Below are 21417 nucleotides of genomic sequence, written 5' to 3' on the forward strand. Positions count from 1 at the left end.
GACGCGATTACCGCGACCGATCAAAGATCGACGTCGAGAATGGCCATCGAGAAATTGTAGGAGAGTTCGCCTTCATCCTCGTCCTTATAGACCAGGCCCAGGAATTCGTCGTTGAGGTAAAGCTCGGCGGAGTCGTTCTTGCGCGGACGCGCCTTCACCTGCAGGCCGGGATTATTGAAAGTCCGTTTGAAATAGGCGTCCAGTTTTTTGAGTTCTTCGGGTTTCAACCGGCTTCTCCTGATATTGAATTGAGCCGGTTTATTGCACCCGGCAATTTCCTATGTAAACCCCCGATAAACGGGGACTCAAGGGATGTTGGCGTCCAATAGCCTCTTTAGACAGAATATAGGCCGCACACTGGAAAAAACCAGCAAGCGGCCTTGTTCAAGCTGCAACGATACGATGTATCGCCTAAATCCCCTCGCCCAGCATCTGGTCCATGACGCGGGAAGGCTCGGCGCAACCCGTATCACCCATGATCCGGGCTGGCACACCGGCTACCGTGACATTGTTCGGAACAGGCTTCAGAACCACGGAACCAGCAGCGATTTTCGAGCAATGACCGACTTCGATATTGCCGAGAATTTTCGCGCCAGCACCGATCAGCACACCGTGACGGATTTTCGGATGACGGTCGCCGCTCGATTTGCCCGTGCCGCCGAGTGTGACACCGTGAAGAATCGAAACATTGTCTTCGATCAACGCTGTTTCGCCGACCACAAGTCCGGTCGCATGATCAAGGAAAAGGCCGCTGCCCAGCCGTGCGGCCGGATGAATATCGGTCTGGAAGATCGATGACGAGCGGCTTTGCAGGTAATAGGCAAAATCCTTGCGGCCTTCATGGTAAAGCCAATGCGCCAGACGATGGGTCTGGATCGCATGGAAACCCTTCAGGTAAAGGATCGGATCCATGAAGCGGCTATAGGCCGGATCGCGATCATAAACCGCCTGAATATCGACGCGGACAATCTGGGACCACTCAGGATTGGCATCCAGCATCGCGTCAAAGGTCTGGCGCAGAATATCGGCGCTCAGATCGGCGTGCCCGAGACGCTCGGCGATACGATGCATGACCGCATCTTCCAGGCTCGGCTGGTTGAGGATCGTCGCATAGAGGAACGTGCCCAACACGGGATCGTTCTTGGCCGCTTCCTCCGCTTCGGCACGGATGGAATGCCAGATGGGATCGACCTGACCTAGACCGGGGGTCGCTTTCGCTGATGTGCGAACGGACATATGCATACTCCAGTTTTGCACCGCGCGAGGAGGAGACGACAGCCGAACTTTTCGCTCAATCCCCACGCCGCAATACGAGTTCGGCGCGCAGCATAACTTAAAATGCTTTGCCTTGACACAGCCGAATTTGACGCGCCCCGTCGGCGCATTCTTTGTCAGAAATCAAATTCGCTTCAGAGTCGATTTTCTTTCAAAAATTTCAACACCGCCTGCTTGTAGACCTTGTCACCAACGGCCAGCATATGGTCGCGGTCCGGAATATCGACGGCCTGTCCATTTGGCAGAAGATCGGCGAGTTCCTGTGCGCTGCCCGCAATATCGTCGGTCGTACCAACGGCAACGAGAACAGGTTGCATGATGCGCGCAATCGCGGCCGCGGGAACCAGCTCCTTGGAGGTAATCACGCAGGCTGCAAGGGCTATACGATCACTCTTGGTCTGGTCGGCAAATTTGCGGAACATCTGCCCACGTGGATGGGTGATCGTGGTCGGATCTTCTGCAAGCAGCGCCTCGCCAATAGGTTCCCAGTCGCCAGCGCCAGTCACCATACCGATGCCAAGCCCACCGAAAACAGCGCTATGAACGCGCTCGGCGTGTTCAATCGCCAGAAATGCGGTGATGCGTGCGCCCATGGAATAGCCCATGACATGCGCCTTTTCGATCCCGAGATGATCGAGCAGGGCTGCGGCATCAGCCGCCATTTTGGTCGGCGTGTATTCGTCTGCGTCGTGGGGCTTCGCGGAAAGCCCGTGCCCACGATTATCGATGGCGATAACGCGGTATCCGGCTTCGGTCAGCGTACGGAACCAGCCGGGCGAAACCCAGTTGACGAGACTTGAAGAAGCAAAGCCATGAATGAGCAGGATCGGATCGCCTTCTCCGTCCTGACGATATGCCAGACGCAAACCGTCATGTTCGAAATATTCGATATCGAGGGCACTCACCTGATTATTCCTCTTGATTTTATTACAGCAGCGTCACGACCGGCATTCGCCACAAATCACACGATGGACCGCTTTGTCACCAATCTTTATGCCGGTTCTTTTAACCGTACCGGCCAGAACCTCCACGACATACGCTGCCGGAACTTCAGATGAAATGATATTTTCGGAGAATGGCACCGCATTTTCGTGAATGGCCGATACGCGTCCCTTGTCATCGAGGAAAACCATATCAAGAGGCGACGGTGTATTCTGCATCCACATCATGACACGGCGCATTTCTCCGAACACGAAGATCATGGCGCGATCCTTGGGAAAATCCGTGCGCCACATCAGGCCGCGCACACGTGCATCGTCGCTTTCAGCCACTTCCAGCGCAAAATTTACCTTGTTGCCATTGGAGGTAATGAATGTCAGCGGTTCCTTGTCGACCGGCAGCCGCATCGGCTGTGTCTCATCGGCCTGAGCAACGAATGCGAAGAAAACAAATGCAAAAGCGAGAAAAATGCGGCCCATACCCTGCCCACTCAGATAAACAAACTGGCTTGTAAACAAACAGGCCTGGAACCTAGCAACGGGACGGAGTGACGACAAGACCGCTCAGGCCGCACAAAGCGGCCTTCACCTGCTTGTTACAAGAATTGAGAAATTTGGCGCGCTCTAATGCGAAACCGGGATTGCCGTGCCGATATCCGGATGGATTTCCGCCGCCATCAGGCCCTTGTCGCCTTCGCCGAAGCGAATAAGCACGACCTGACCGGGGCGCAGCTCCATCATGCCGAAACGACGCAGCGTTTCCATATGGATGAAAATATCTTCCGTCCCCTCGCCGCGCGTCAGGAAGCCGAAGCCCTTGGTGCGGTTGAACCACTTGACGATCACGCGCTCAAGGCCGCTCGACGGCGTAACAGTCACATGAGTGCGCTGCGGCGGCATCTGCGCCGGATGAACGGCGGTAGACGTATCCATCGACAGGACGCGGAAACATTGCAGGCCGCGATCGCCATTGCGAACTTCACAAACGATGCGCGCACCTTCCAGAGCAGTCTGGAAGCCGTCGCGACGCAGTGACGTCACATGGAGAAGAATGTCATTAAGGCCCGGCTGGTCTGGAACAATGAAGCCGTAGCCCTTGGCTACGTCGAACCATTTGATATGGCCCGAGACTTCGATGATATCGCCCAGCTCTTCCGAGGCGTGCTGGCTGTGAAACTGGTCATTAGACACAGACTTGTCCGCCATGCGTTCGCCCCTCCTCTGTTCTTCCGTTGCGATTCCGACCTGATTCTTGTCCAAAGAATAACACTTCCTTAACCGGAGGCGGCAAGCCCAAACTTGCATCCGTCCCCATGAAGACCACAGACTTCACAACTTCATGGTTACTTTTCCCGGCACAGCAGCGTTTGAAACTGACCCACCACCTGAAATATGGCCGGTCGTCAATTTGGCAATGACGTGTTCAGGACATTTCCGGTCACATCTGCTGCTCAAAATTTTTGAACGTCACTCTGTCCATGATAACTTGACGTTCGGCCTCCGACATCGGATTCGATGTACTTGCATTTCCCGAACGTCAACCGCCCGAATTACAACAGCCGAGGAAAAGACTATGCGCTATCTGCACACGATGGTCCGAATTCGCGACATCGACGAATCTCTCGATTTTTATGTAAACAAACTCGGCCTCGAAGAAATCCGCCGCACCGAAAATGAAAAAGGCCGCTTCACGCTGATTTTTCTCGCTGCGCCCTCTGATACGGATCGGGCGAAGGCAGAGCGGGCGCCGGAACTGGAACTCACCTTCAACTGGGATCCGGAGACCTATACGGGCGGCCGCAATTTCGGACATCTCGCCTATATGGTCGATGACATCTACACCACTTGCCAGAAGCTGCAGGATGCAGGCGTCACCATCAATCGTCCGCCGCGTGACGGGCACATGGCCTTCATCAAATCGCCCGATGGCATTTCCATCGAACTGATCCAGAAAGGCGACCGTCTGGCGCCGCAGGAGCCTTGGGCTTCAGCCGAAAATATCGGTAACTGGTAATAAAAAAGCCCCGCCACAAGGGCGGGGCTTTTTCTCAATTCTGAACAATTATTCCGTTCCCTGAATGGCTGCGAGAAGCCATTCGCCGCCATCCGTGCGGGTGAACGTCCAAAGTTCAACGCTTTCCACCGGCTCATCCGGATTGCCTTCGACGACAGCGCTGGTATTACGATCCAGCATCACGTCGATCGCCGAATAACGGATTGCAACGGTTGCGTATTCGACATCGCCTTCGCGCCAGGCTTCGGAAACGTCACCCTGCAGAAGCTTGACGTCCTTCACTTCGTTGCGCATGCCGCTGGAAGCGATCTCGCCCAGTTCTTCGGCCAGATAGGACATGGCTTCCGGGGTAGCGAGCTTGCGCAGCGCTGCATAATCCTCACGGCCATAAGCGGTCTGGACTTCAGCAAGCATCTGTTCGAAACGATCCAGATCCTCCTGACCGACATCCATCGGTTCATCTTCAACCGCCGGAGCGGCGGGGGTGACCGGAGCGGCTGCCTGCTTGGTCTCGAACGGGTTCACCGAAGGCGTACGGCCACCAAAACCGGCCTGTGAACCAGCTTGCGGGGCTGCGGTCTTTGCAGCACCGAAAGGCTGCGCGCCTGCGTTACCGGCACCTGCCGCTGCAGGCTGGCGACGATTTGCGAACATACGCATGACAAACATCGCAATGAGCGCGATCACCGCAACCTGCAACAACAGGCCGAACATCCCGGCAAGACCGCCAAGGCCGTTGCCGAGCAGCATGCCGATCAGGCCACCGACGAGAAGACCGCCCAGCATGGAACGACCGAAGTTACCGAACATACCGCCGGAACGCTGTGCCTGCGCAGCATTCTGCGTACCTGTTGCGCCCGGACGGTTGGTCTGCGTCGCGCCGGTATTCGGCGTCATCGAACGTTCCATCGGCGCGGCATTGTTAGGTGCAGTGCGCGTCGGCGCTGGCGCCTGATAGGTGCGCGCGCCACGGCTGCCGAAACCGCCACCGCCCGCACGGCGAGCCTCGGCGAAATCGACCGCAGCAAAAGAGGCAATCAGCCCCAATACCATTGCAGCTGTCAGTTTGGTCAGGCGGCTTCCGGAACCCGGCATCGGTTTCTCCCACTTAGAGTCATGTCTGAATGTTTAAATCAGTGCTCATATGGGAATTCGCCCCCACATCTCACAAGAGCGTGAAGACAAAAAATCCAGAAATTTCAAATGGACCCAGAACCTTCAAACGAGCCGGGAACTTTAAACAGGCAAAGCGGCATCCAGAATCTGTATCTGAGGCGTGACCGAGCCATTCCAATGATTTAGTGACAGATTGCCTGCCACATGGACGCTCTGACCGATATTGTTGAACAGGAACCGCCCCAGATCGCCTTCCGCCGCCCGGAAGGCGATGGCATTGACGCGCTTTCCATCCGCACCACGCAACGCGACACGCACATGATCGCGCCCCACGCCGCGCACATCAGCCAATATATGATGCGGCAGCGCCAATATGGGCTGCGGATGCGCAGAACCATAGGGCCCAGCCTTCTGCAAGGCTTCATAGAGCGACACTGTCGCGCCCGATGCGGCCAGCGCGCCGTCGATGGACAGGCTCTGGTTTTCGCGCAGGCGCGAAACGATATGCGCCGATTCTTCTTCAAGATAGGCACGCAACGCGCCAAGATTTGCGCGTTCGATGGTGATACCGGCCGCCATGGCATGGCCACCACCCTTGACGAGCAGCCCGCGTTCCACCGCGCCCCGCACCAGCTTGCCAAGATCAAGCCCCATGATCGAACGCCCCGAACCCGATCCGACACCATTGGCGTTGAAAGCAATGGCAAAGGCTGGTCGCCGGGCCTTTTCCTTAAGCCGCGAGGCCAGCAACCCAACGATACCGGGATGCCAGCGGTCACTTGCCGTCACGATCACCGATGCGCCCGCACCGCCGGATATTTCCAGCGAAGCTTCCGCTTCCGCCTCCATAAGCATCTCGGCTTCCATGGCCTGACGCTCCTGATTGAGCCGGTCAAGTTCCACGGCAATACGATCCGCCGTTGCGGGATCATCCAGCGTCAGCAATCGAGCGCCAAGCCCCGCATCGCCGATACGCCCGCCAGCATTGATGCGCGGCCCGATAAGATAGCCGAGGTGAAAGACATTGAGCGGCTCGCCAATGCGGGCAACGCGCGCCAAAGCCGCAAGGCCGACATTGCTCTGCGACCGCGCAACGACCAGTCCTTTGACGACGAAAGCGCGGTTGACGCCGGTCAACGGCACCACATCGCAAACCGTTGCCAGCGCCACCATATCGAGCAGGGAAAGAAGATCAGGGCCTGGTCCCTTGCCACGCTCACGCAGGATTTTGGTCACCTGTGCCAATGTCAGAAAGACCACGCCTGCGGCACAAAGATGCCCCTGCTGCGAAATATCGTCTTCCCGGTTGGGATTGACGATAGCCACCGCATCTTCAGGCAGATCACCGCCGACCTGATGGTGATCGAGCACGACGACATCCGCTCCAGCCTGCTTGGCGGCTGTAATCGACGGTGCGCTGTTGGTGCCACAATCGACTGTGACGATAAGTGTTGCACCCTTGGCGACCAGATCGCGCATGGCATCGGGATTGGGGCCGTAACCTTCAAAAATCCGGTCGGGAATATAGATGGAGTGCTGAATGCCGTAATGTTTGAGAAAACGCGCCATCAAGGCGGAAGAACACGCCCCATCGACATCGTAGTCGCCAAAAATGGCCACGGTCTCGCGACGCAGAATGGCATCGGCAATACGGCTGGCCGCATTTTCCATATCTGTGAGCGTCGCCGGGTCGGGCATGAGATTGCGCAGCGTCGGATCGACAAATTCCGGCGCATTTTCTACCGACACCCCCCGCCCGGCAAGCACGCGTGCAACCAGATCGGAAATGCCGTGATGCTGCGCAATGGCAAGCGCCGTATTGGCCTCACGCAGGCCAAGCCGGTCTACCCATTTCTGTCCGGTTGCGGATTGTTTTATTCCGAGGAAAAAGCGCTCTGTCGTCATAAGTTTCTAAAGACACAAAAGGCGGCATTTTTGCAATGCCGCCTTTGACTATTCTACGCTCAATCCTGCCAAGGCTTAGGCTGAACCGTTCTCGCGCAATCACCTAGAACTTGGACAGATCCTGATGTCGCGCCTTGATCTCGCGCACTGTCTGCGAGCTTGAACGCATGACGATGGTGTGCGTCTGGATATAGTCACGGGCGAATTTCACGCCGGAAAGCATGTTGCCATCCGTCACGCCGGTAGCGGCAAAAAGAACGTCGCCCTTGGCCATTTCTTCCAGCGAATAGACCTTCTTCGGGTCCGCAATGCCCATCTTCGCGGCACGAGCGATCTTTTCATCGGTATTGAGCTGAAGACGACCCTGCATCTGGCCACCAATGCAGCGCAACGCTGCCGCAGCCAGAACGCCTTCAGGCGCGCCGCCAATACCGATATAGATGTCGATACCGGTTTCGTCCGGGTTGGTCGTGTGCATCACACCGGCCACGTCCCCGTCGCCGATGAGGCGGATGGCAGCGCCGGTCGCCCGCACTTCCTCGATCAAACGGGCATGGCGCGGTCGATCCATGATGCAGGCGGTGATTTCATTCGGCTTCACGCCCTTCGCCTTGGCGACGGACATGATGTTGTCCGTCGGGCTGGCATCAAGGTCCACGACGCCCTTCGAGTAGCCCGGACCAACGGCGATCTTTTCCATGTAGACATCAGGCGCGTAAAGCAGGTTGCCCTTCTCGGCAATCGCGATAACAGCAAGCGAGTTCGGCAGATTCTTGGCGCAAATCGTGGTGCCTTCCAGCGGATCAAGCGCGATATCGACGTCCGGTCCCTGCTTGGTGCCAACTTCTTCGCCAATATAGAGCATCGGCGCTTCGTCACGCTCGCCTTCACCGATAACAACCGTTCCGGCGATCGGAAGACGGTTCAATTCCTGACGCATGGCATCGACGGCGGCCTGATCAGCAGCCATTTCGTCGCCACGGCCACGCAGCCTCGCCGCGGCGACCGCTGCACGCTCGGCCACACGGACCAGTTCGAGTGTGAGAATGCGATCCAGTCCGTGGGGGTGCTGCTCTGCGGTCTTGGCCATTTGAACAAAGTCCTGAATTCGAATTGCGTGGACGCGGCACATGAAGCCCGCGATTGCCGCCTCTTATAGCGACACTGTGCAAACCTTTTGTCAAAGTCCCCCGCCCCCTGCAAGGGCGAGAGAGCTAAAAACAATGTACGCTCAAACTCTTAATCGATTTAAGCTATACACGCTTCGTTTCATGTCCGGGCCGGATGTGAACGCTCAAACCCGGCCAGAAGTTGCAGAAATTGTTAAACAACCAAAAGATGTTGCGGGCAATCAGCTTCCGATTCCATCAAAGAAAAACTCCGGACTTTCCACTTCGACCAGCTTTTTTCTTTCGATCATCCAGAAACGGTTGCCGACATTGCGAACAAAACTGCGGTCATGCGAGACGATCAGGCTCGCCGCCTCGTTGCGCAGCAGTTCCACTTCCAGCGCTTCCTGACCTTCGATATCGAGATGATTGGTTGGTTCATCAAGAATATAGAAGTTCGGATTGGTCAGCCGCAGAACCAGCATGGCAAGTCGCGCCTTCTGCCCGCCGGACAAACGTTCCAGCGGTTTGGCCTGCATTTCAAGCGTCATGCCCGCCCCGGCCAGCAAGGATCGCGTCCGCTGGTCGCCAATATCGAACCTTCTTGCAATCGTCTCGAATGGTGTCCAGTCCGGGCGCAGCTCCGACAAGGCCTGATCGCTATATCCAAGCACCAGCGAGGGCGTCGCCTTGATTCCTGCCTGTGCCTGATCCGGCGCAAGAATGGCCTCACGCACAAGCGTCAGCAACCGGGTCTTGCCCATGCCATTGGCCCCCAGCAGAACAATTCGGTCGCCCGGATTGATCCAAAGCTGTCCTGTCTTGAAGAGAAGCCGCCTATCGGGCGTGGCAATTTCGGCCTGATCGAGAACAACCAGCGCCTTGGCGTGGCTGCCTCGACTGCTCAGTATAATCTTGCCGGCTGAGCGCTCCACATGCCCCGCCTTGGCGCTTTCCTCAATCTTGTCGGCCCGCGCTTTCAACTGCTTGGTCTTGATCACAAGCAGATCACTACCCGAATTGATGCCAATATTGTTGAGCTTCGCCGCCTGCTTGCGCAACTGCTGGACTATCTTCATGTCCTTTTCAAATTGCCGGGCATCGGCCGCGTCGATTTCATCAAGCGCAACACGCGCCTGACTATATGGCAAGGCGAAAACCGGTGATTTTTCCGCCCGCAGAAACAGCGTTCGCTTCGTAACCGCATCAAGGAAAGCGCGGTCGTGACTGCTGACGACCACCACAACCGAACGCGGCAGCGCATTCAGCCAATCTTCCAGCAACCGCACTTTTTCAAGATCCAGATGGTTGGTCGGTTCGTCGAGAAGAAGAACATCAGGTTCGGAAACCCAAGCGCGCGCCAGAAGTGCAAGTCGCTGCCAGCCGCCGCTCAACTGCCCGATGGGGCGCTGCCGCAGTTCTTCGGTGACGTTGAGGTCATCCAGCACGATATCGGCGCGCCAGCTTTCATAATCGCGCGCTTCTTCGTCAAGCCCATCCAGCACAACCTCATAGAAACTGCGATTGAACAATTTTTCGGGCACATACTGGCTGACATAGCCGATCTTCAAACCGCGCGACCGCGTGATGGTGCCAAGCGTCGGATCGCCCTCCCCGACAAGGAGACGCAGAAGACTGGTCTTGCCGCGCCCGTTGGCAGCGACAATGCCAAGCCGCTCGCCCTCGCCTATGACGAGATCGAGATTGGCAAACAGAGGTTCATGAAGGGTCAGGGAAAGATTCTGGATAGAAACAAGAGACATGGCAATCAGCCCGATTCTGCCACACACGAATGCCCGGTTTCCAAACCGTGACACGAATAGATGTGCTGGCGAATGTCCGGCAGCGGTTCAACGACCGCGCCTTCAGGAAAAGGCAGAATAAGACAGTGATTTCAGTCTTTTTCCGCCCTGCACAAGTTACTTATGCAGGGCAAAATCGGGGCCATGCTGACGGTGATGATCATGACGCGTCACATACATCATACAGCCCTCCTTTTCCTATTTTGTCTCTTGAAACGAATTAAGCCGGATCAAATCCGACCCGGCTTTCATAACAAAGGTGAATCCAACCTGCAAGAGAGGCAGTCACGCCGGTTCTCACCCGGCGCGTTCGATGCGGATCATCTGCGGTTTATCGACCAGATGATCGTCCTTGAGGATTGCTTCCAGCGCTTTCTTGACGGCTGCTTCAGTCGTCTCATGCGTGACGAGGATGACCGTCTTGATGCCTTCGTTGGCTGCGCCATCCATTGGTGGACGCTGGACAATCGATTCCAGCGAAATATCGTTTTCAGCCATGCGCTTGGCAATGGCCGCAAAAGCGCCAATGCGGTCAAGGACGGTCAGGCGGATGAAGTAACCGCCCGCGTGCTTGCGCATCTTGGCGCGCTTGTAAGGCTGCAATGCCTTGGCAGGCGTGCCGAACACCGGACCATGCTGGAAGCCCGGACGGCTCTTGGCGATATCCGCAACATCGCCGATCACGGCGGAAGCCGTCGCATTGCCACCTGCCCCGGGGCCGGAAAGCAAAAGCTCGCCCAGAAGATCGGTTTCGATTGCCACGGCGTTGGTCACGCCATGAACCTGCGCGATGACCGACGAGGTCGGCACCATGGTCGGGTGCACGCGCTGTTCAATGCCCGTATCGGTCTTCTGCGCGACGCCCAGAAGCTTGATGCGATAGCCGAGTTCATCAGCGGCGCGAATATCGGCCAGCGAGATATTGCTGATGCCTTCCAGATAGATATCATCGGCAGCGATCTGCGTACCGAAGGCAAGACTGGTTAAGAGCGCCAGCTTGTGCGCCGTATCGTTGCCTTCGATGTCGAAAGTCGGATCAGCTTCGGCATAACCGAGGCGCTGCGCGTCCGTGAGACAGTCTTCAAACGAAATCCCCTCTTCCCACATCCGAGTCAGGATGTAGTTGCAGGTGCCGTTCATGATGCCATAGACGCGCGAAACCGTGTTGCCGGTCAGCGATTCACGCATCGCCTTGATAACCGGAATGCCACCCGCAACAGCCGCTTCAAAGTTGAGCAGAACGCCCTTGTCTTCGGCGATCTTGGCAAGCGCAACGCCATGGCGCGCAAGCAGGGCCTTGTTGGCGGTCACGACATGACGACCGGCGCGCAGAGCCGCTTCGACGGAAGCCTTGGCCGGACCGTCCTCGCCGCCGATCAGCTCGACGAAAACGTCGATATCGGCAGATTTGGCCAGTTCGACCGGATCGTCGAACCAGGCAATACCGGAAAGATCGATACCGCGGTCCCGCGTGCGGTCGCGGGCGCTGACCGCCGTAACCGTTACAGGCTTGCCGCACTGGCGCGTGAGCATTTCGGACTTGTCACGCAGGATACGCAACACCGAAGCACCAACGGTGCCGAGCCCGGCAACGCCGATCCGTAATGCATCACTCATTATATCGACCTTCTGTATGGAGTGGCTTATCGGGTGGGATGCCACGGGCTGCATGATGCTGCCCGTAGCCTTTTGAAATATTATCCGCGACGACCTTCGAGCGGTATCACATTCTGCAGGTTCTCATCCTTGGTGGAGAGGAACCGCTTGATGTTGCGCGCTGCCTGACGAATGCGATGTTCGTTCTCGACCAGCGCGATACGCACATAATCGTCGCCGTGTTCGCCAAAACCAATGCCCGGCGCAACGGCCACATCGGCCTGCTCGACCAGAAGCTTGGAAAATTCGAGTGAACCCAGTGGACGGAAGCGTTCAGGGATCGGAACCCAGGCGAACATGGTTGCCGCTGGCGGCGGAACATCCCAGCCCGCCCGACCGAAGCTTTCGACCAGCACATCGCGGCGCTGTTTATAGACATTGCGCACATAGGCGATGTCCGAACCGTCACCATTCAGCGCTGCCGTCGCGGCAACCTGGATTGGTGTGAACGCACCATAGTCGAGATAGGACTTCACGCGGGTAAGAGCCGCGATCAGGCGCTCATTGCCAACCGCAAACCCCATGCGCCAGCCCGGCATGGAAAACGTCTTCGACATGGAAGTGAACTCCACCGCCACATCCATGGCGCCCGGCACTTCCAGCACCGATGGCGGCGGATTGCCATCGAAGTAGATTTCCGAATAGGCAAGGTCCGACAGGATGACGATGTCATGCTTGCGGGCAAATGCGACGACATCCTTGTAGAAATCAAGCGTTGCTACATAGGCCGTCGGGTTGGACGGGAAATTCAGGATCAATGCGATCGGCTTCGGGATCGAATGCTTCACGCCGCGCTCAAGCGTCGGAATGAAGGTATCATCCGGCTTGGCCTGAACTGAACGGATCACCCCGCCCGACATGATGAAGCCGAAGGAGTGAATCGGATAGGTCGGGTCGGGGCACAGAACCACATCGCCCGGCGCGGTGATGGCCTGCGCCATATTGGCGAAACCTTCCTTGGAACCGAGCGTGGCAACGACCTGCGTATCGGGATTGAGCTTCACACCGAAGCGGCGCGCATAATATTGTGCCTGCGCGCGACGCAGCCCCGGAATCCCCTTGGATGAGGAATAACGATGCGCGCGCGGATCCTGCACGGCCTCACACAGCTTGTCGACAATGTTCTGCGGGGTCGGCAGATCGGGGTTCCCCATGCCCAGATCAATGATGTCGGCACCCGCCGCTCGCGCCGATGCCTTCAGACGGTTGACCTGTTCAAAGACATAAGGGGGCAGACGACGGACTTTATGGAATTCTTCCGACATGATCCTGTTCCAGTGGAGGGTTGAACGTAATGGCGCGTATGCGCCGCAATGGAGCTATACACCTGTTCTCGAATCGGGTCGAGACGTGTTGCCGCGTCAAAGGACGCGGATTTCGTCTTTAGAGCACATCCCGAAAAGTGTGAAACGGATTTCGGATAAGATGCGCGCCAAAAACCAAGGAAGAGGATTTACTCTTCCCCGCTTTCGATCTGTTTCAGGGTGGCGTCCGTTTCCTGCTGCGCCTGCTGACGCAAGCTCGCAGCCTCGGCGGGCGTGAAGCCGGCGCCGGTGCCTCTGGATGCCGCCAGACGCGTGCGGTCGGCATCAAGCTTGGTTGTAAGCTGCTGCTTTTCTTCTGCGGTGATCTGCGTGGTCGCAGCCTTCGGCATATGGCCGAATGTGGGGAAAACACCGGTGCGCGAAGCACCTTCCTGCGGCGTACCCTGAAACTCTTTTCCGCCCGCGCATGCCGTGAGCATCGCCGCCGCCGTTGCTGCCAGCAAAAGATTGGCGATCTGCCGCGTGCGATTGGTCATGTTTCTGTTCCCGGTTAATGCCGCATAAGGTGCTGTTGGCCACAACACCAGACAAAGATAAAGCAATTGCGAAGGGATAGCACCAAGTCGAGGCACCCTGTCAACAAGTGAGTGATGTAAATCGGAAATTCGCCTTGCCGTGAAGCCGGATCAGGGCTCGCAGACTATAGTGCGCGACGGATAGGAACAGCGAATGTAACCAATGGTTACATAAAGTAATATTTCGTTATTAGCGAATATTCCGCACGGACCGCGAAGTCTTTTAACTCTAAATGCGCATCAATAGTTGCGCTCGGCGATTAAAAAACTTAAAAATTGGTAACCAATTGCCAATCAGGTGATTTGTCCAATACAGCGAAATGACAGTCATAACTCTGAAGTGACCATCATAACACGCTGATATTTCTGAATTTCTTTCCCGGCACGAACAGTCGGGAGCTGTGGGGACGATAGCCATCAGGGATGATGTCAGCCTCGCACGGGAGAGCCGATCTCCCGAAACCAGGTAGGCTCGAATGGATTCGGGTCGCCAAACTGGTCAGGGAAATCGAGCTGGAGCAGACTGTTGAAATTTGCGCATTCTACACACCGGACCACCGGCAGGTTTCTTTCAGGCAGCGTGGCTTTGCTTGCGCTTCTTGTCACGTCCTGCACGTCAACCGGTACAGGCCTTGACGGTAAACCGCTCCAGATGACCTCTGCAACCGGTGGCTCCATGATTGCGGACACATTGCAAAGTGCCGCCGATCAGACAGCTGCCGCAGAAGCGACGGCTGCAACTCCATCAACAGAAGAGAAAAAGGCCGAAGCCAAGCCGGGCGAAACTAAACCCGCCACAGCGGCTGAAGCGACAAACACCAATAATAAAGAGCAGGCAAAACCGGTCGAGACTGCAACTGCCACGGAACAACAGCCGGCACAGGTAGCAGCCCTCGCCCCGCAGCAGCCGAAGAGTTCATCGCTTTTCGGCATGTTCGGTGGCAACAAGCCCGCTGAACCTGAACCTGCGCAAGCCGCAGAACAGCCTGCGGCAGCCGCTCCAGCTGAAACCGCGAAAAAGCAGCAGGAACCGGCAAAGGACGAAAAGCCTGCCGAAGCTGCAGAAACACAGCAAACCGCAGCGGCAAAACCTGCCGAAGCTGAAAAGCCCGTTCAGGTCGCTTCATTGTTCGGCTCCACGAAGAGCGCTTACGCCTCGCCGCAACGCCCAACGGCTTCGCAAGGCAGCATATCCCGACTTTTCTCGGACGAATCGACCGGAAAACGCTCAGACAGAACCGAAAACAAGAAGCTTGCTGTCGCCAAACCGGTTTCGCCATCTGCAAAGCATGAATACAATTATTCGCTGCCGGGCGTGCGCCCCAATGGCGGCGTTGAAATCAAGCATCGCAACAGTCTTTATGACGATAGCGATATTGACGCGAACGAAGATGATGAATTTGCGAGCGTAACACTTGCTTCGGCTCCTGGTCTTGCCCGCCTTGCGCCCAATGGCCTGAAAGTACAAAGACAGACCGTGGATGTTGCCTGTCTCAAGCCGCAGCTCGTATCCATGCTGAAAACCATGGAGCGGCATTTCCGCCGTCCGGTAATGGTAACTTCGGGCTATCGCAGCCCGTCCTATAACCGGAAAGTCAATGGTGCCCGCAAATCGCTCCATATGATCTGCGCCGCCGCCGATATTCAGATCGATGGCGTTTCCAAGTGGGAAGTCGCTCGCTTCGCCCGGTCCATGTCGGGACGTGGCGGCGTCGGCACCTATTGCCACACGACTTCGGTTCACGTCGACGTTGGGCCGGAACGCGACTGGAACTGGCGCTGCAAGGGCTAAAAAAGAGGCGTCCCAGGGATACATGGAAGCCGGATCATATGATCCGGCTTTTTCTTTTGTCTTTATATTCAAGGAAATAAGGAATCCACCCGCCGAAGTTTCCCCCATTTTTGCAGTACATTCGATTTTTTTCAGAAAAGTGTTTTTTGGGGCTTGCGAGTCAGAACCTTCCTGAATATAAGCCCACTCACACCAGCAGGCGCCCATCGTCTAGCGGTTAGGACAGCGCCCTTTCACGGCGCAGACAGGGGTTCGATTCCCCTTGGGCGTACCATTGCTTGGTTTTTCTTTTCCCCTTACAATTCAATCCATTAGCGCCTGATTGGCGCCGTTTCGTGCTGCCTGAACTTATTCACAGACAAGCGAAAAAAGGGGCTTGCATGTCAGAAATTTCCTGACTATAAGCGCCCCACACCAGCAGGCGCCCATCGTCTAGCGGTTAGGACAGCGCCCTTTCACGGCGCAGACAGGGGTTCGATTCCCCTTGGGCGTACCATTGCTGGTTTTTCTTTTCCTTTAGAATTGACGCAAATATTACTGGCTGAATTGCCAGGATGCTGTTACGCGCCGGGCTGCAACCTTTTCGAAAGGACAGCATAATGTCGAAAGCAACAGCAATCGTTCCCACCGCCCATGCCAGCCGCTACCTTCAGCAGCTCTGCAAACATTGGGCGCACAAATTCGCAGTCGAATTCACGCCGGAACACGGCACCATCGATCTCGGCGAGAATCGTCTCGTGATTCTCGATGCCGATGCGGAAAAACTGACCACAACGGTTGAAACCTCGGAAGAAAACCTCGCCCGCCTCGAAGAGGTCGTGGCAAGTCACGTCGTCCGCTTCGCTTTCCGCGAGGAACTCGTCTTCAATTGGGTAAAACAGTAACAAAAGCGGGGCGGCGTTTACCCTATCTGTAAAAAGCCCGCAAATTGCCCGGAATAGCCATTATCGCATCACAATCCGGGCAAATTCTCCCGCGAAATTCTTCCCAACTTCGAACAAGTGATTTGATGGGGAAGAATAATGACAAGCGAAACAAGAACCACCCTCACCTTTCTCGGCGCCGGTCTCGTTGCAGCAGCAATGGTTCTCGGTGCGGATATGAGCTGGGCCGACGTCGTTAAGGCGCTGTTCTAGGCCAACTGCTCTCGTTCACTGACTAATTTCGCAACGTAATCAGAAAAGCCTTTCGCGCACGCGCCGAACTACTCTAAATCGGCACATGATTTTTCAAACACCTTTGGTTACCGGCAGGCTGGAACGCCGCTACAAAAGATTTCTGGCCGACGTCACACTTGACGATGGGCGTTTCATCACTGCTTCCGTGCCCAATACCGGCTCCATGTTCGGATTGACCGCTCCGGGTTCCCGCGTCTGGCTGAGTGTTTCGGATGCTCCTCACCGCAAATATGCCCATACGCTGCAGATTGTCGAAGCGGATAACACACTGGTCGGCGTGAACACCGGCTTGCCGAACAGGATCGCCGAAGAAGCAATCCTCAACGGTCTTATTCCTGACCTCGCAGGATATGCCAGCCTCAAGCGTGAACAGAAATATGGCCGCAACTCGCGCATCGACCTTTTACTGGATGACGGCCCGCGCCAGCGAGCCTATGTCGAGGTCAAGAATGTACACTTTATTCGCACGCTCGGATTGGCGGAATTCCCCGATACGGTGACGGCGCGAGGCGCAAAACATCTTGATGAACTCGTCGACGTTGTTGCCGCTGGTCATCGGGGCGTGATGCTGTTTATTATCCAGCGAAACGATTGTAGCAGATTCAGCATTTCGGGTGATCTCGACCCCACTTACGCACGCGCTTTTGAACGTGCGCGTGCAAACGGGGTTGAGGCTTGGGCCGTTCGGTGCCACATAACGGACAAAAGCATTGATGCCAGTGAGCTGGTGCCAATTGAGTAGATTAAGACGGATCGAGTGATGGTAACCTATATCGAAGCAACAAGCGCACCCATGAAATATACGGGCCAGATCAGGCTCTATGGCCCCGAGGCTTTCGAGGGTATGCGCACGGTCTGCAACCTGACGGCACGCTGTCTCGATGCCCTCAACGATATCGTCAAGCCGGGCGTGACCACCAATGAAATCGACCGCTTCGTGTTCGAGTTCGGCATGGATCACGGCGCGTTTCCGGCAACGCTGAACTATCGCGGCTACACGAAATCAACCTGCACGTCGATCAATCACGTCGTCTGCCATGGCATTCCGAACGAGAAGCCACTGCGCGAGGGTGATATCGTCAATATCGACGTGACTTATCTCCTTGATGGCTGGCACGGCGATTCAAGCCGCATGTATGCGGTAGGCGAAATCAAGCGCGCCGCTGAGCGGCTGCTTGAAGTCACCTATGAAAGCCTTCTGCGTGGGATTGCCGCCGTAAAGCCTGGCGTGAAAACCGGCGCTATCGGCGCCGCAATTCAGACTTTTGCCGAAGGCGAGCGCTGCTCCGTTGTGCGCGATTTCTGTGGTCACGGCGTAGGGCAGCTGTTCCATGATGCGCCGAATATCCTCCATTACGGCACGCCGAATGAAGGTGTCGAGATCAAGGAAGGCATGATCTTCACGATCGAGCCGATGATCAATCTCGGCAAACCGCACGTGAAGGTTCTCGCCGACGGCTGGACCGCAGTTACCAGAGACCGTTCGCTGACGGCACAATATGAACATACGGTGGGTGTTACGAAGGACGGCTGCGAGATATTTACACTCTCTCCGGCCAATGTCTTCGGCCCATCTTCCATGAGATAACGGCGAAGAGATATCGCCTCGATAATTGTCTGGTCTGTTTTTGCGGGGGTTTAAACAGGATGGCAAAGAGCAAGAATGAGCCGGGTAACATTGAGTTGCCCGGTTTCAGTGATACACTTCAACTGACGCCGAAGATCGACAAGCCGCATTATGCCGGACATCGTGATCGTCTCAAACAGCGCTTTCGGGATACTCCCGATGCGCTGGCGGACTATGAACTGCTCGAAATGTTGTTGTTTCGCGCCATTCGTCGCGCCGACACCAAGCCGCTCGCCAAAGCTCTGCTGATGCGGTTCGGCTCGATTGCCGAAGTACTGGCCGCCCCCGAAAAGCTGATAGCCGAAGTTCCCGGCGCCGGTCCCACTGTGGCGCATGAACTCAAGCTTGTAGAGGCTGTCGCCAAGCGAAGTGCGCGCAGCACCGTCATGGAGCGCGAAGTACTTGGCTCTTGGAACAAGGTGATCGAATATTGCACCGCGGCCATGGCTTACGAGACCCGCGAGCAGTTCCGCATCCTGTTTCTCGACAAGAAGAACAAACTGATCGCCGATGAAGTCCAGCAGACAGGCACGGTGGACCACACGCCGGTCTATCCGCGCGAAGTAGTCAAACGGGCTCTGGAACTCTCCGCCACCGCCATTATTCTGGTCCACAACCATCCTTCCGGTGATCCGACACCATCGCGCGCCGACATCGACATGACCAAACAGCTCGTCAACGCTGCCAAAGCACTCAACATCACGGTGCATGATCATGTCATTGTCGGAAAGCACGGCCATGCCAGCTTCCGTGGACTGGGATTGATCTAACAAAAATTTCCGCATCCAGCAGTTACCGATTGTTAAGCATAGCGCGAAGAATGGTTGCGCATTGCATGGAAATCGCTCGAATTTTCTTAAATTTGGACACAATCAGAGGTGAGACGAGAGCCAGTTCGAAGGCACAGCCTTTCGATGGATATAATGAATTCAGGCATGTTTCCCGCCAGCGTTTCCAGACGGGAAAATCGGAGTAAAAAATGTTGAAGCGTTCTATCACCGCAGTGGCGCTTGGCGCCGCAATCGTTGCTTTTGCAGGTTCGGCTTTCGCTGCCGACATGATGGGAGCAACCGACTATTCCTATAATGATCCTGTCGCCGCAGGCCCGCATGACTGGTCCGGCAACTATATCGGCGCACAGGTCGGCGCTTCTTCGTCCAGAGTCCCCGGTCCTTTCACCAACCGCACTGGTGCTCTTGGCGGCGTTGTCGTGGGCAAAAACATGCAGAGCGGCAATATCGTGTTTGGCGGAGAACTCGAAGGAAACTTCGCCGAAGCCGAACATCGCATCGGCAATGGCGGCAGCCTTCAGCAGTCATGGAACGGCAATGCCAAGGGCAAGGTCGGCTATGCTTTCGACAAGACGCTCGTTTACGGCACGGCTGGTTACGGCGTGACCCGCTTCAAGGCCAAGGACAACACCACCTCGGCTCCGGGCTGGGAAGGTGGCGCACTGGTTGGCGCTGGTGTTGAACAGGCCCTGAGCGGCCCGCTTTCCGTAAAGGCCGAATATGACTTCCAGCGCTTTAACGACGTGAAGTCCCGCGTCAACGGCGTGGAACAGCGCAACAATCTGAAGAACCATTCGATCAAGGCCGGTCTGAACTACAAGTTCTAGAGCATGTCTCCCGAAAGTGGGAACCGGTTTCGGGATAAGGACATGCTTAAAAACAAGCAGCTAGAGCATTTCCGACGATTCAAGCGAAACAGGAAATGCTTGAGACCTCGCAATCCGATGCGAAACTTCATTCTGTTTTAGCATCAAGCAATTCTGCATTTGCACAAAGGGCTGCGTTTCATAGCGCAGCCCTTTCGTTTTGCATAAATTTATCTTCATTTCGCAGTCTGACTACGTCATTCGATGGCTTGACTCCGACAGGCACTAACCGATTATAAATTGGTAGTGGAAGTGCGGGGAACAATAAGAGCGAAAAGCTCAACCACCATATCGGGAGGTTATCTTACCTTGCCGTGTTGTCTCCTCGCGCCTGAACACTTGGATATGTGGCTCTGCTGTCGCAGACCATGCAGTCAGGAATGAAAGAATGCAGCGCGTTTTTGACGGACACAACGATGTCCTTCTGCGGCTTTGGGAAAATGCCCGCAAGGGCCAAGACCCGATCAAGGAATTTATCGACGGGACGGATATCGGCCATATCGATCTGCCCCGTTCGCGCAAAGGCGGTCTCGCCGGTGGAATATGCGCCATCTACATACCTTCGGGCGAGCATATCGAACTGGGCAAGCCGGATGCCAATGGCCACTACGAAACGCCGCTTTCAGTGCCGCTGGAACGCAGCCCCTCCCTCGACATAGCTCTCGAAATCGCAGCCATCGCGTTGAAGCTGGAAGCTGCCGGAGGCTGGAAGCTTTGCCGCAATGGCCGCGACCTTGACGAAACGCTGAACAGCGACACATTCGCCGCTGTGCTGCACATGGAAGGTTGCGAAGCCATCGATGCCGATCTGGCTGCTCTTGAGGTCTTTTATGCTGCCGGCTTGCGTTCACTCGGACCGGTGTGGAGCCGCAACAACGTTTTCGCTCACGGTGTTCCATTCGCCTATCCGATGAGCCCCGATACTGGCCCGGGCTTGACCGATGCAGGCAAGCGCCTGGTCAAAGCGTGCAACACCAAGGGCATTCTGATCGACCTGGCGCATATCACCGAAAAAGGTTACTGGGATGTGGCCAAACTGAGCGATCAGCCGCTGGTCGCCAGCCATTCCAACGCACACGCCCTCACCCCTGTCGCCCGCAACCTGACCGACCGTCAGCTTGATGCGATCCGCGAGAGCAAGGGTCTTGCCGGACTGAACTACGCCACGACGATGCTGCGCGCGGACGGTAAGGAAGACGCCAACACGCCGCTGTCCGATGTAGTTCGCCACGTGGATTACATGGTTGAACGCATGGGCATCGACTGCGTAGCGCTCGGTTCGGACTATGACGGCGCAACAATTCCAGCCGAAATCGGCGATGCCGCAGGCACGCAAAACCTTGTCGATGCACTGCGAAAAGCGGGCTATAGTGAACAAGAGCTAGCAAAACTTTGCCAGGACAATTGGGTACGGGTTCTGAAACAGGCTTGGCACGAAGCGGCCTGATCTGGTGCGCATCCCGAAAAGTGTGAAACGGTTTTCGGAACAAGATGTGCGAAAAAACAAA

At 56.1% G+C, this 21417-nt stretch carries 20 protein-coding genes and 2 tRNA genes; 10 read left to right on the plus strand and 12 right to left on the minus strand.

From position 1 onward, the window contains the following. Window positions 1–20 precede the first annotated feature (20 nt). The 5 genes from OHI65_RS16830 to OHI65_RS16850 form a co-directional block, all read right to left on the minus strand. Window positions 21–227 (minus strand): DUF3126 family protein, encoded by a 207-nt coding sequence (locus tag OHI65_RS16830; protein ID WP_010659890.1) that lies wholly within the window; start codon window positions 225–227, stop codon window positions 21–23. 184 nt (window positions 228–411) lie between these two features. After that, window positions 412–1236, minus strand: a complete 825-nt coding sequence (gene cysE / locus OHI65_RS16835) for a serine O-acetyltransferase (protein ID WP_010659889.1) — start codon at window positions 1234–1236, stop codon at window positions 412–414. A 173-nt stretch (window positions 1237–1409) separates the two neighbouring features. After that, window positions 1410–2180 carry an alpha/beta fold hydrolase gene (locus tag OHI65_RS16840; protein ID WP_264358753.1) on the minus strand — a complete coding sequence of 257 codons (771 nt, stop codon included), beginning with the start codon at window positions 2178–2180 and terminating at the stop codon, window positions 1410–1412. A 33-nt stretch (window positions 2181–2213) separates the two neighbouring features. Further along, the gene (locus OHI65_RS16845) at window positions 2214–2693 is read right to left on the minus strand and encodes a DUF192 domain-containing protein (protein ID WP_029928863.1); all 480 of its coding nucleotides are present in this window, start codon (window positions 2691–2693) and stop codon (window positions 2214–2216) included. 144 nt (window positions 2694–2837) lie between these two features. After that, the gene (locus OHI65_RS16850; protein ID WP_010659886.1) at window positions 2838–3419 is read right to left on the minus strand and encodes a cold-shock protein; all 582 of its coding nucleotides are present in this window, start codon (window positions 3417–3419) and stop codon (window positions 2838–2840) included. 367 nt (window positions 3420–3786) lie between these two features. Here OHI65_RS16850 and gloA point away from each other — a divergent pair, with 367 nt between their 5' ends. Next, complete coding sequence (gene gloA / locus OHI65_RS16855; RefSeq protein WP_125300172.1) at window positions 3787–4227, plus strand: lactoylglutathione lyase; 441 nt, start codon at window positions 3787–3789, stop codon at window positions 4225–4227. A 48-nt stretch (window positions 4228–4275) separates the two neighbouring features. On the opposite strand, the gene OHI65_RS16860 is transcribed toward gloA, so the two are convergent. The 7 genes from OHI65_RS16860 to OHI65_RS16890 all read right to left on the minus strand — a co-directional run bounded on the left by OHI65_RS16860 (window position 4276) and on the right by OHI65_RS16890 (window position 13616). Continuing rightward, window positions 4276–5322: a Tim44 domain-containing protein gene (locus OHI65_RS16860; RefSeq protein WP_125300171.1), complete on the minus strand. Its 1047-nt coding sequence runs from the start codon at window positions 5320–5322 to the stop codon at window positions 4276–4278. A gap of 141 nt (window positions 5323–5463) precedes the next feature. Then, window positions 5464–7248, minus strand: coding sequence for a single-stranded-DNA-specific exonuclease RecJ (gene recJ / locus OHI65_RS16865; protein WP_125300170.1), 1785 nt, complete (start codon window positions 7246–7248; stop codon window positions 5464–5466). A 103-nt stretch (window positions 7249–7351) separates the two neighbouring features. Then, window positions 7352–8338 (minus strand): class II fructose-bisphosphatase, encoded by a 987-nt coding sequence (glpX, locus tag OHI65_RS16870; protein ID WP_010659880.1) that lies wholly within the window; start codon window positions 8336–8338, stop codon window positions 7352–7354. Between the two features lie 261 nt (window positions 8339–8599). After that, window positions 8600–10120 (minus strand): ABC-F family ATP-binding cassette domain-containing protein, encoded by a 1521-nt coding sequence (locus OHI65_RS16875; RefSeq protein ID WP_125300169.1) that lies wholly within the window; start codon window positions 10118–10120, stop codon window positions 8600–8602. A gap of 336 nt (window positions 10121–10456) precedes the next feature. Further along, window positions 10457–11776, minus strand: coding sequence for a homoserine dehydrogenase (locus OHI65_RS16880; RefSeq protein ID WP_125300168.1), 1320 nt, complete (start codon window positions 11774–11776; stop codon window positions 10457–10459). Between the two features lie 80 nt (window positions 11777–11856). After that, window positions 11857–13080, minus strand: a complete 1224-nt coding sequence (locus OHI65_RS16885) for an LL-diaminopimelate aminotransferase (RefSeq protein WP_010659877.1) — start codon at window positions 13078–13080, stop codon at window positions 11857–11859. A 188-nt stretch (window positions 13081–13268) separates the two neighbouring features. After that, window positions 13269–13616 carry a hypothetical protein gene (locus OHI65_RS16890; protein WP_010659876.1) on the minus strand — a complete coding sequence of 116 codons (348 nt, stop codon included), beginning with the start codon at window positions 13614–13616 and terminating at the stop codon, window positions 13269–13271. Between the two features lie 565 nt (window positions 13617–14181). Between OHI65_RS16890 and OHI65_RS16895 the strand changes: the two genes are divergently transcribed. The 9 genes from OHI65_RS16895 to OHI65_RS16935 all read left to right on the plus strand — a co-directional run bounded on the left by OHI65_RS16895 (window position 14182) and on the right by OHI65_RS16935 (window position 21356). Beyond that, window positions 14182–15447 carry a YcbK family protein gene (locus OHI65_RS16895; RefSeq protein ID WP_125300167.1) on the plus strand — a complete coding sequence of 422 codons (1266 nt, stop codon included), beginning with the start codon at window positions 14182–14184 and terminating at the stop codon, window positions 15445–15447. Between the two features lie 199 nt (window positions 15448–15646). Beyond that, window positions 15647–15721: transfer RNA gene (locus OHI65_RS16900), tRNA-Glu, on the plus strand. A 147-nt stretch (window positions 15722–15868) separates the two neighbouring features. Further along, window positions 15869–15943, plus strand: a tRNA-Glu gene (locus OHI65_RS16905). 103 nt (window positions 15944–16046) lie between these two features. Beyond that, window positions 16047–16331, plus strand: a complete 285-nt coding sequence (locus OHI65_RS16910) for a DUF2218 domain-containing protein (RefSeq protein WP_010659874.1) — start codon at window positions 16047–16049, stop codon at window positions 16329–16331. A gap of 337 nt (window positions 16332–16668) precedes the next feature. After that, window positions 16669–17367 carry a DNA/RNA nuclease SfsA gene (sfsA, locus tag OHI65_RS16915; protein ID WP_125300166.1) on the plus strand — a complete coding sequence of 233 codons (699 nt, stop codon included), beginning with the start codon at window positions 16669–16671 and terminating at the stop codon, window positions 17365–17367. Between the two features lie 18 nt (window positions 17368–17385). Next, window positions 17386–18213 carry a type I methionyl aminopeptidase gene (gene map, locus OHI65_RS16920; RefSeq protein ID WP_010659871.1) on the plus strand — a complete coding sequence of 276 codons (828 nt, stop codon included), beginning with the start codon at window positions 17386–17388 and terminating at the stop codon, window positions 18211–18213. 59 nt (window positions 18214–18272) lie between these two features. Beyond that, complete coding sequence (gene radC / locus OHI65_RS16925) at window positions 18273–19022, plus strand: RadC family protein (protein ID WP_010659870.1); 750 nt, start codon at window positions 18273–18275, stop codon at window positions 19020–19022. Window positions 19023–19231: 209 nt separating this feature from the next. Beyond that, on the plus strand, window positions 19232–19870 hold the full coding sequence (locus tag OHI65_RS16930; protein ID WP_125300165.1) for an outer membrane protein: 639 nt from the start codon (window positions 19232–19234) through the stop codon (window positions 19868–19870). A gap of 427 nt (window positions 19871–20297) precedes the next feature. After that, entirely contained in the window at window positions 20298–21356 is a 1059-nt protein-coding gene (locus tag OHI65_RS16935; protein ID WP_125300164.1) for a dipeptidase, read from the plus strand. The last annotated feature ends 61 nt before the right edge of the window (window positions 21357–21417 follow it).

It is taken from the genome of Brucella sp. MAB-22 (assembly GCF_025908475.1).
Taxonomy (GTDB): domain Bacteria; phylum Pseudomonadota; class Alphaproteobacteria; order Rhizobiales; family Rhizobiaceae; genus Brucella; species Brucella anthropi.

What these genes read in the sequence shown, in the direction of transcription:
- cysE (WP_010659889.1), bottom strand. Translation starts at nt 1,236, where the DNA reads ATGTCCGTTCGCACATCAGCGAAAGCGACCCCCGGTCTAGGTCAGGTC.
- OHI65_RS16845 (WP_029928863.1), bottom strand. Translation starts at nt 2,693, where the DNA reads ATGGGCCGCATTTTTCTCGCTTTTGCATTTGTTTTCTTCGCATTCGTT.
- OHI65_RS16850 (WP_010659886.1), bottom strand. Translation starts at nt 3,419, where the DNA reads ATGGCGGACAAGTCTGTGTCTAATGACCAGTTTCACAGCCAGCACGCC.
- gloA (WP_125300172.1), top strand. Translation starts at nt 3,787, where the DNA reads ATGCGCTATCTGCACACGATGGTCCGAATTCGCGACATCGACGAATCT.
- OHI65_RS16860 (WP_125300171.1), bottom strand. Translation starts at nt 5,322, where the DNA reads ATGCCGGGTTCCGGAAGCCGCCTGACCAAACTGACAGCTGCAATGGTA.
- recJ (WP_125300170.1), bottom strand. Translation starts at nt 7,248, where the DNA reads ATGACGACAGAGCGCTTTTTCCTCGGAATAAAACAATCCGCAACCGGA.
- glpX (WP_010659880.1), bottom strand. Translation starts at nt 8,338, where the DNA reads ATGGCCAAGACCGCAGAGCAGCACCCCCACGGACTGGATCGCATTCTC.
- OHI65_RS16875 (WP_125300169.1), bottom strand. Translation starts at nt 10,120, where the DNA reads ATGTCTCTTGTTTCTATCCAGAATCTTTCCCTGACCCTTCATGAACCT.
- OHI65_RS16880 (WP_125300168.1), bottom strand. Translation starts at nt 11,776, where the DNA reads ATGAGTGATGCATTACGGATCGGCGTTGCCGGGCTCGGCACCGTTGGT.
- OHI65_RS16885 (WP_010659877.1), bottom strand. Translation starts at nt 13,080, where the DNA reads ATGTCGGAAGAATTCCATAAAGTCCGTCGTCTGCCCCCTTATGTCTTT.
- OHI65_RS16890 (WP_010659876.1), bottom strand. Translation starts at nt 13,616, where the DNA reads ATGACCAATCGCACGCGGCAGATCGCCAATCTTTTGCTGGCAGCAACG.
- OHI65_RS16910 (WP_010659874.1), top strand. Translation starts at nt 16,047, where the DNA reads ATGTCGAAAGCAACAGCAATCGTTCCCACCGCCCATGCCAGCCGCTAC.
- sfsA (WP_125300166.1), top strand. Translation starts at nt 16,669, where the DNA reads ATGATTTTTCAAACACCTTTGGTTACCGGCAGGCTGGAACGCCGCTAC.
- map (WP_010659871.1), top strand. Translation starts at nt 17,386, where the DNA reads ATGGTAACCTATATCGAAGCAACAAGCGCACCCATGAAATATACGGGC.
- radC (WP_010659870.1), top strand. Translation starts at nt 18,273, where the DNA reads ATGGCAAAGAGCAAGAATGAGCCGGGTAACATTGAGTTGCCCGGTTTC.
- OHI65_RS16930 (WP_125300165.1), top strand. Translation starts at nt 19,232, where the DNA reads ATGTTGAAGCGTTCTATCACCGCAGTGGCGCTTGGCGCCGCAATCGTT.
- OHI65_RS16935 (WP_125300164.1), top strand. Translation starts at nt 20,298, where the DNA reads ATGCAGCGCGTTTTTGACGGACACAACGATGTCCTTCTGCGGCTTTGG.